General features: G+C 74.3%; 1 protein-coding gene and 1 pseudogene. Both read right to left on the bottom strand.

The genetic code is table 11. The annotated features are described in order from the left end of the window. Positions 1 to 186: pseudogene (locus tag L995_RS16365) on the bottom strand (cobalamin biosynthesis protein); the annotation flags it as partial. Beyond that, a partial coding sequence (locus L995_RS16360; RefSeq protein WP_047472652.1) for a precorrin-6Y methyltransferase occupies positions 183 to 689 on the bottom strand: 507 nt, incomplete at its 5' end. The pseudogene L995_RS16365 and the gene L995_RS16360, both read right to left, overlap by 4 nt.

Genomic DNA, 689 nt, shown 5'->3' with positions numbered 1-689 from the left:
GGCCTTGGTGTCCAGCACGGCCACGGCGCAGATGGGCTGGGGCGCGCAGGCGCCTGCGTCTGCGCTTTCCGGCAGCTGCGCCTGCGCCCGCTGCCACAGCGCCTGCAGCGCATGGGGCAGTGCGTCGGTGTGCAGGCCCAGGCCCAGCACGCCGCAGCGGTGGGGGATGGCTTCGTCCGGGTTCACCGCTGCCAGCTCCACTGCACCAGCGGCCGCGCAGCCTTCCAGCTGCGCATGCGGCCCAACGGCTCGGCGCTGGAAATCTCCAGCCGCAGCAGCTGGCCGCCGTGCTCGGCCTGCAGTTGCACCAGCAAGGCCTCGGTCTCCAGCGTCACGGCATTGACCACCAGGCGGCAGCCCGCGGGCATGAGGGCCTGCAGGCATTCGAACAGGGCCGCGTCAAAGCCCCCGCCCACGAACACGGCCTGGGGCCGGGCCAGCGCCTGCAGCCCGGCCAGCGCCTCTGGCGCCACGCCCTGCACCACGCGCAGCCGCGCCTGCAGTCCGAAGCGCCGGGCGTTGAGGCGGATGTTGTCCGCACGCGCCGCATGCTGCTCCAGGCTGATGGCCGAGCCACCGGCCAGGCACCACTCCACGGCCACCGAGCCCGAGCCGCCGCCCACATCCCACAGGCATTCGCCGTGGCGCGGCGCAAGAGCCGCCAGGGTCAGCGCGCGGGCCGGGGCCTT

Source organism: Delftia sp. ZNC0008, from assembly GCF_000799035.1.
Classification (GTDB): Bacteria; Pseudomonadota; Gammaproteobacteria; order Burkholderiales; family Burkholderiaceae_C; genus Comamonas; species Comamonas tsuruhatensis.
The sequence above is the reverse complement of the archived record's forward strand: the minus strand, read 5'-3'. Positions and strand labels throughout refer to the sequence as shown.